The following is a 7,600-nucleotide window of genomic DNA, read 5'->3' as shown; positions in this document are numbered from 1 at the left end:
CGTGCTCTCCCACGCGGAGGCCGCCGCCGGCCTGACCGGCACCCCGGACCGTACGTGAACCACTCGACGTCATCGAGGAGTTGATCCACGTGTCCCAGCCCAGACGGCCCCGGGCGGCCGGCTTCGGCACCGGCCTGGTGGCCCTGTTGACCGCCCTCGTCCTGCTGGCCGCCACCAACGGCGCCGGCGCCGAGGACGCCGAGGCCCGTCCGCGCCCCGGCAACTGGACCGGCTGGCAGTTCGACCAGTCCGGCAGCCGGTTCAACGGCCAGGAGTACCGGATCACCCCGGCCACCGTCGGCGACCTCGGCCTGAAGTGGGCCTTCGGCCACGCCAAGGTCCCGGGCGTCTACCTCGGCAGCCAGCCCGCCGTGGTGGACGGCACCCTGTACGTCGGTGGCGCCGAGGGCACCTTCCACGCCCTGGACGCCCGGACCGGCGCGGCCCGCTGGACCTTCGACGTCGCCCCGGTGGCCGGCGCCCACTCCACCGCCGACCCCGATCCGGTGCGCAGCAGCCCGGCCGTCGAGGGCCACACCGTCTACTTCGGCGACAACCGCGGCTACCTGTACGCGCTCGACCGCCGGAGCGGCGCGCTGCGCTGGTCGCTGAAGCTCGACAACCACCCGCTGGCCCAGATCACCAGCTCGCCACTGGTCTACAACGGCCAGGTCTACGTCGGTGTGTCGAGCAAGGAGTCCGGTGCGACCTTCGACCTGAGCTACCCCTGCTGCACCTTCCGCGGCTCGGTCGTCGCCGTCAACGCGGCCACCGGCCAGCTCAGTTGGCGGCACTGGACCAGCCCCGAGCCGCAGCCGGCCGGCACCTGGCCGAACGGCGCCAACCGCTACGAGCCCTCCGGCGTCGCCGTCTGGAGCTCGCCGGTGGTCGACCGGGAGACCGGCACCGTCTACGTCGGCACCGGCCAGAACTACTCCGGCGCGGGCGGTGACACCGACTCGGTCCTCGCCCTGAACGCCGCCACCGGCGCGGTCCGCTGGCGCGCCCAGGAGGTCTTCCCGGACACCTTCACCGTCGCCTGCGGCATCGCCGGCGCCGACGCCTACTGTCCCGGCAAGGCCGACGGCACCGACCACGACTGGGACTTCGGCGCCAGCGCCAACGTCTTCAGCATCGGCGACCGCCGGGTGGTCGGCATCGGACAGAAGAACGGCGTCTACCACGTGTACGACGCGCTGACCGGCGCCAAGGTGTGGGACCGCGCGGTGGTCGCCGACCCCAACACCAAGGGCGGCAGCTCGGGCATCCAGTGGGGCACCGGCTACGACGGGAACCGGCTGTACGTCGCCACCTGGTTCGCCAGCCCCGGCACGCTGTACGCGCTCGACCCGGCGACCGGCGCGATCCTCTGGCAGGCCGAGAGCCCGGCCGACGGCTGCCGGTGGGGCGGCGCGGCCGCCAGCCCGGAGCTCTGCCAGCGCGCCTTCACCCCCGCCGTGAGCGTCAGCCGCGGCCTGGTCTACGAGGGCGGCGCGGACGGCAAGATGCGGGTCTTCTCGGCGAGCACCGGCGCCGTGCTCTGGCAGTACGACGTGGTCCGCGACTTCACCACGGTCAACGGCGTCCCGGCGCACGGCACGGGGCTGTCCGGCGGCGGCGGCGCGGTGGTCGCCGACGGCATGCTCTACGTCCAGGCGGCGTACTACCCGCAGTACCCGAGCGCATCGGGCGGCGCGCTGCTCGCCTTTTCCCTACGGTAGGACGCGTCGGCGCAAGCGAAGGTCAACTCACGGCCGGCGGCGCCCAGTTGCCGCCGGCCCCGGCAAGGAGGAAAGTCATGGAGATCGTCGTGGTGGGAGCGGCCGGCCGAACCGGTCGGCTGCTGGTCGAGAAGGCCCTGGAGAACAAGCACGGCGTCACCGCCCTGCTGCGCGACCCGGCCAAGCTGCCGGTGGAGCACGAGCGGCTGACCAAGGTGCGCGGCGACGTGTTCGACGTGAACTCGCTGACCGGCCCGCTGGAGGGCAAGGACGCCGTGGTGGTGGCGCTGGGCGTGACCAGCCGCACCACCACGACGGTGTTCTCCGAGGGCGTGCGCAACGTCATCGCGGCCGCCCGGGCGGGCGGGGTGCGCCGGCTGGTCACGATGTCCTCGGCGGGCCTGGAGACCAAGCACCTGCCGGCGATGCAGCGCTTCGTCGCCGAGTTCGTGGTGGACCGGGTCTACCGCAACATCCACCTCGACCTCGGCCGGATGGAGGACGAGGTCGAGGCCAGCCCGCTGGACTGGACGATCGTCCGGGTCCCGATGCTCACCGACGGCCCGGCGACTCCCGGCTACCAGGCGGTGGTGGGCGGTCACATCGCCAAGGCCTCGCGCATCGCCCGGGCGAACGTCGCCGACTACATCGTCACCCATCTGGATGACACGGCCACCTACGGCCGGCGCGTCGAGGTGGCCAACTGATGACCCCCGGCGGAGNCACCGCCGCCGATCGAGGGGGGAACGCACCGTGAACATCGTCGTCTTCGGCGCGACCGGCGGCACCGGCCGCCGCTTCCTGGAGCTGGCCGCCGCGGCCGGGCACTCCACCGTGGCCTTCGCCCGCGACCCGCTGGCCCTGGCCGACGCCCGGCCGACCACCATCCGGCAGGGCGACGTCCTCGACCCGGAGGCGGTGGCCCGCGCCGTCGAGGGCGCGGACGCGGTGGTCTCCGCGCTCGGCATCGGCTACAGCCGGGCCGCCACCACCGTCTACTCGGCCGGCACCGGCCACATCCTCAAGGCCATGCACGCGGCCGGGGTGGCCCGGGTGCTCTGCGTCTCCACCACCAGCATGAGCCCGGCGCCCTGGCGCGCCGCCCCGTTCCAGCGGGCGCTCACCTCCTGGGCGCTGCACCCGATGCTCCGCCGGCCGTACGCCGACATGGCCCGGATGGAGCGGCTGCTGCTGGCCGACACCGACCTGGACTGGACGCTGGTCCGGGCCGCCCGGCTCACCGGCGGACGGGCCCGCGGCCGCTACCGCACCGCGGCCGGACGGCGGCTGCCCGGGGCCTGGTCGATATCCCGGGCCGACCTCGCGCACTACCTGCTCGGCGCGCTCGACGACCCGGCGGCCCGTCGCGCGGTCGTCGAGATCGCGTACTGACCGCTCGTCCACCGACCGCCGGCCACGCCGCCGACCGAGAACGCCGGCCGAGAACGCCTACCGGGGACCTCCCGCCGCCCGTACTCAACGAGCGGTACGGCCGGCTACTCCCGCGGTGCGATGCCCGGCCCCCGCCGACCGGGCAGAGTGGTGGGTGATCCCACGGATCACCCAAGCCGTGGGCCGGCGGCCGCACACCATCCACCCCGGTGGCCGCCGGCCCGTGGCCCGCGTCGCCCCTCGCCCTTCCGGAGCACAGCCGATGCCCACACCTCCCGGTCCGCCCGCCGCCAGCACCCCCGCGCCCCCGTCCGGGGCCGCCACGGGGGAGCCGCCCGTGGCCCCGACCGCTCCCGACGGGCCCCCGGCCGACCGCGCCGGCCGGCTGCGGCTGCCCCGGCACGCCCGCCGGGTCTGGCTGGTCGTGCACGTCGCCTGCTCGGTCGGCTGGCTCGGCCTGACCGCGGGCGTGCTCGCCCTCGGCATCGCCGGCCGCTTCTCCGACGACCCCGACACGGTGCGCGCCGCCTACCTGGCCCAGCGGATCTTCGCCGACTGGCTGCTGATCCCGGTCAGCCTGCTCTCGCTGCTCTCCGGCGTGCTGCTGTCCGTCGGCACCAGCTGGGGCCTGCTGCGCCACTACTGGGTCGCCACCAAGTTCTGGCTCACCCTGGCCGCCACCCTGGCCTCGGTCCTCGCGCTGCGCGCCTTCATCCACGACGCGGCCGGCCAGGTCGCCGCCGGCACCGTCCCGCCGGACGGCCGCGCCCCGCACGTCCTGGTGATCGCCCCCTCGGTGGCGCTGCTCATCTACCTGACCGCCACCGTGCTGTCCGTGGTCAAGCCCTGGGGGATGACCGGGCGCGGCCGGCGGCTGGCCGCCGAGGGNNNNCGCGCACCGGCCGGGCCGCCGGCGCGGCGCCGGGGCGGTGACCCTCCGCTGTCCACGAGCCCGCCCATGAGCACCGACCGCGACCCCTACCCCTACGCCGGACCGCCGTGGACCCGGCCGGCCTGGACGCGGATCTCCGCGCTCCTGGTCGCCGTGGTCCAGGTGGTCGGCTCCACCGCCGCCGCCCGCCAGCAGCCGGACCGGGTCGCGCTGGACGCCGCCGGGTACGCGCTGCTGCTGCTCGGCCCCGCCCTGCTGCTGCTCCGCGACCGCTTCCCCGGCCCGGTGGTGGCCGCCGTCACCGCCGTCACCACCGGCTACCTGCTGGCCGGTTACCCGTACGGCCCGGTGTTCTTCAGCCTCGCCGTCGCCGTCTACGGCGCGCTCGCCCGCGACCGCCGCCGGTGGGCCTGGATCTCCCTGGGCGCCGGCTACCTGGTCCACCTGTCCAGCTCGCACCTGCTGCCGCACTCCTGGCTGCGCGCGCCCGGCCCCGGCCCGAGCTGGTGGCAGGAGGCCGGTGCGGCGGCCTGGCTGCTGCTGATCCTGGCCGGCGCCGAGATCATGCGCGCCCGGGGCGAACAACTCGCCGCCCGCCGGCTGGCCCGGCGGCAGGCCGAGGAGAACCGGGCCGCCGAGGAGCGGCTGCGGATGGCCCGCGAACTCCACGACATCCTGGCCCACTCGATCTCGCTGATCCACCTCCAGGCCGGGGTCGCCCTGGAACTCATCGACCAGCACCCCGACCAGGTCCGCGCCGCGCTCACCGTCATCAAGGCCACCAGCAAGGAGGCGCTGGGCGAGGTCCGCCAGGTGCTCGGCACCCTGCGCGGCCCGGACGGCCAGGCCCCGCGCACCCCCGCCCCGGGCCTCGCCCGGCTGCCCGAGCTCGTCACCCAGGCCGGCCACGCCGGGCTCACCGTCACGGTGCGGACGGCCGGCCCGCCCCGGCCGCTGTCCGCCCAGGTGGAGCTGGCCGCCTTCCGGATCGTCCAGGAGGCGCTCACCAACGTCATCCGCCATTCGGCCGCGCGCACCGCCACCGTTCTGATGGACTGGTCCTCCCCGGACGGGCTGCTGCTCCGGGTGGACGACCCGGGCCCGGCCGCCGGTGGCGACGGCGGCGGCTCCGGCAACGGCCTGATCGGCATGCGCGAGCGGGCCGCGGCCTTCGCCGGCGAGCTGACCGCCGGACCGGACGGCGGTGGCTTCCGGGTGCGGGCCTGGCTGCCCGACCCGGCGGGGTCGGGCACGGCGAGCGAGAAGGGGCGGTCGGGATGATCCGGGTACTGCTGGCGGACGACCAGGTCCTGGTCCGGGCGGGCTTCCGGGCCCTGCTCGACGTCCAGCCCGACATCGAGGTGGTCGGCGAGGCGGACGACGGCGAGGCGGCCGTCCGGCTGGCGGAGGAACTGCGGCCGGACGTCGTGCTGATGGACATCCGGATGCCCGGCACCGACGGCCTGGAGGCCACCCGGCGGATCTGCGCGCGCCCCGAGCTGGCCGCGGTCCGGGTGGTGGTGCTGACCACCTTCGAACTGGACGAGTACATCTTCGAGGCGCTGCGGCTGGGCGCGGCCGGCTTCCTGGCCAAGGACACCGAACCGGCCGACCTGCTGCGCGCCGTCCGGGTCGCCGCCGTCGGGGACTCGCTGCTCTCCCCGGGCGTGACCCGCCGGCTGATCGACGAGTTCGCCAGCCGCTCCCGGGAGCCCGTCGAGAGCGGGCGGCTGCTGACCTCGCTCACCGAACGGGAGCGCGAGGTGCTCACCCTGGTCGGCATGGGCCTGAGCAACGACGACATCGCCCGCCGCCTGGTGGTCAGCCCGCTCACCGCGAAGACCCACGTCAGCCGCGCCATGGTCAAGCTCGGCGTCCGCGACCGCGCCCAACTCGTCGTCCTCGCCTACGAGTCCGGCCTGGTCCGCCCGGGCTGGCTGGGCTGAGAGCAGCGCGCCCCGCGCCCCGTACTCCCCGCGTCGTACCCCCGGTGCCGCTCCCCGGAGGACGCGCCGGGCCCCTCCTCGGCGGGACGCTCGTGGTGGCCTCGGGAACGGTCCGGGGCCGGCGCGCGGCCCCCCGTCCGAACCCGCGGGGCTCACCGAGGAGTTGATCGACATGCAGAGCACCGCACTACTCGCCGACACGGTCTGCCGGGACGGCTGGGGGCCATGGAACGGGGGCCCGGGCCCGTGGTTCCTGCTCTTCCCGCTGTTCTGGCTGCTTGTCCTGATCACCCTGTTCACCGTGCTGCGCCGCCGCGGCTGGGGCCGTCGCGGGCCGTGGGGCCCGCCGTGGGCCGGTCAGTGGGGCGGTCAGTGGGGCGGCCCGTGGGGCGGCGGACCGGGCTGGCGCGGCGGCTGGCCGGGCGGTCCCGAGGGCCCGCTGGCGAGCCTGGCCCGCCGGTACGCCGAGGGGCAGATCAGCGAGGAGGAGTACCGCACCCGCCGGGACACCCTGCTGGAGCACACGCAGGGTCCGGACGACACCAAGCCGGGCCAGGGCGGCGCCAAGTGACGACCTTCCCGGTACTCGAACTGGTCGGGACCGACAGGATGGCCGCCCGGGTCACCGAGGCGGTCAAGGTCTACGGCGTCGGCCGCACCGAGGTGCGCGCGCTGGACCACGTGTCCGTCGGCTTCCCGGCCGGCCGGCTCACCGCGATCATGGGCCCGTCCGGCTCCGGCAAGTCCACCCTGCTGCACTGCGCGGCGGGCCTGGACCGGCTGACCGCCGGCACCGCGATGATCGGCGACACCGAGCTGGAGAACCTCAGCGACCGCCGGCTGACCCTGCTGCGCCGGGAGCGGATCGGCTTCGTCTTCCAGTCCTTCAACCTGGTGCCGGTGCTCACCGCCCGGGAGAACATCACGCTGCCGGTCGACCTGGCCGGCGGCGAGGTGGACCGGGAGTGGGTGGAGATTCTGATCGACGCGGTCGGGCTGCGCGAGCGGCTCGACCACCGGCCGAGCGAGCTCTCCGGCGGCCAGCAGCAGCGGGTCGCGCTGGCCCGCGCGCTGGCCGGCCGTCCCGAGGTGGTCTTCGCGGACGAGCCGACCGGCAACCTGGACTCCCGCACGGGCGCCGAGGTGCTGGAGCTGATGCGCCGCGCGGTGGACGAGATGGGCCAGACGGTGGTCATGGTCACCCACGACCCGACCGCCGCCGGCTACGCGGACGAGGTGCTCTTCCTCGCCGACGGCCGGCTGGTGGACCGGATGGAGCGGCCCACCCCGGCCGGCGTGCTGGACCGGATGAAGGCCTTCGACCACGCCCCCGCGGCCGGTCGGGGAGGCGTCCGGTCATGAGCAACAGTGCCACCGCCACCCTGCGGATCAGCCTGCGCTCGCTGTCCGCGCACAAGCGGCGGCTGGCCGGGACGTTCACCGCGATCCTGCTCGGGGTGGCCTTCCTGTCCGGCACGCTGGTGCTCGGCGACACCCTGCGCGGCAGCTTCGACACCCTGTTCGCCGACGCCAACCGCGGCACCGACGCCGTGGTGCGCAGCGCCGACGTGATGGACACCGGGAACACCTTCGGCGGCGTGCGCGCCCCGGTGGAGCAGGCGCTGGCCGACCAGCTGCGCCAGGTGCCC

The 7,600-nt window shown here is 75.3% G+C and carries 7 protein-coding genes and 1 pseudogene; all 8 read left to right on the top strand.

Going from position 1 to position 7,600, the window contains the following annotated elements; translation table 11 throughout:
* Nucleotides 1-89 precede the first annotated feature (89 nt).
* Nucleotides 90-1,721, top strand: a complete 1,632-nt coding sequence (locus tag ABD308_RS12370; protein ID WP_344332696.1) for an outer membrane protein assembly factor BamB family protein — start codon at nt 90-92, stop codon at nt 1,719-1,721.
* 77 nt (nt 1,722-1,798) lie between these two features.
* Nucleotides 1,799-2,428 carry an NAD(P)-dependent oxidoreductase gene (locus ABD308_RS12365; RefSeq protein ID WP_344332693.1) on the top strand — a complete coding sequence of 210 codons (630 nt, stop codon included), beginning with the start codon at nt 1,799-1,801 and terminating at the stop codon, nt 2,426-2,428.
* 46 nt (nt 2,429-2,474) lie between these two features.
* A complete protein-coding gene (locus ABD308_RS12360; RefSeq protein WP_344332692.1) occupies nt 2,475-3,113 on the top strand; it encodes an NAD(P)-dependent oxidoreductase in 639 nt (212 codons plus the stop codon).
* A 262-nt stretch (nt 3,114-3,375) separates the two neighbouring features.
* Entirely contained in the window at nt 3,376-5,286 is a 1,911-nt protein-coding gene (locus ABD308_RS12355) for a sensor histidine kinase (protein ID WP_425554749.1), read from the top strand.
* Complete coding sequence (locus ABD308_RS12350) at nt 5,283-5,951, top strand: response regulator (protein WP_344332689.1); 669 nt, start codon at nt 5,283-5,285, stop codon at nt 5,949-5,951. The genes ABD308_RS12355 and ABD308_RS12350 overlap by 4 nt, the downstream gene beginning before the upstream one ends.
* 172 nt (nt 5,952-6,123) lie before the next feature.
* Complete coding sequence (locus tag ABD308_RS12345) at nt 6,124-6,522, top strand: SHOCT domain-containing protein (RefSeq protein ID WP_344332687.1); 399 nt, start codon at nt 6,124-6,126, stop codon at nt 6,520-6,522.
* A gap of 38 nt (nt 6,523-6,560) precedes the next feature.
* Nucleotides 6,561-7,313: an ABC transporter ATP-binding protein gene (locus ABD308_RS12340; protein ID WP_344332702.1), complete on the top strand. Its 753-nt coding sequence runs from the start codon at nt 6,561-6,563 to the stop codon at nt 7,311-7,313.
* Nucleotides 7,310-7,600 (top strand): annotated as a pseudogene (locus ABD308_RS12335) (ABC transporter substrate-binding protein); the annotation flags it as partial. The gene ABD308_RS12340 and the pseudogene ABD308_RS12335, both read left to right, overlap by 4 nt.

Origin of the sequence: Kitasatospora putterlickiae, assembly GCF_039527695.1 — a bacterium.
Classification (GTDB): domain Bacteria; phylum Actinomycetota; class Actinomycetes; order Streptomycetales; family Streptomycetaceae; genus Kitasatospora; species Kitasatospora putterlickiae.
The sequence above is the reverse complement of the archived record's forward strand: the minus strand, read 5'-3'. Positions and strand labels throughout refer to the sequence as shown.

Bases quoted from the DNA above. Each gene is read 5' to 3' on its own strand.
- ABD308_RS12365 (WP_344332693.1), top strand. From the start codon at position 1,799: ATGGAGATCGTCGTGGTGGGAGCGGCCGGCCGAACCGGTCGGCTGCTG.
- ABD308_RS12350 (WP_344332689.1), top strand. From the start codon at position 5,283: ATGATCCGGGTACTGCTGGCGGACGACCAGGTCCTGGTCCGGGCGGGC.
- ABD308_RS12345 (WP_344332687.1), top strand. From the start codon at position 6,124: ATGCAGAGCACCGCACTACTCGCCGACACGGTCTGCCGGGACGGCTGG.
- ABD308_RS12340 (WP_344332702.1), top strand. From the start codon at position 6,561: ATGGCCGCCCGGGTCACCGAGGCGGTCAAGGTCTACGGCGTCGGCCGC.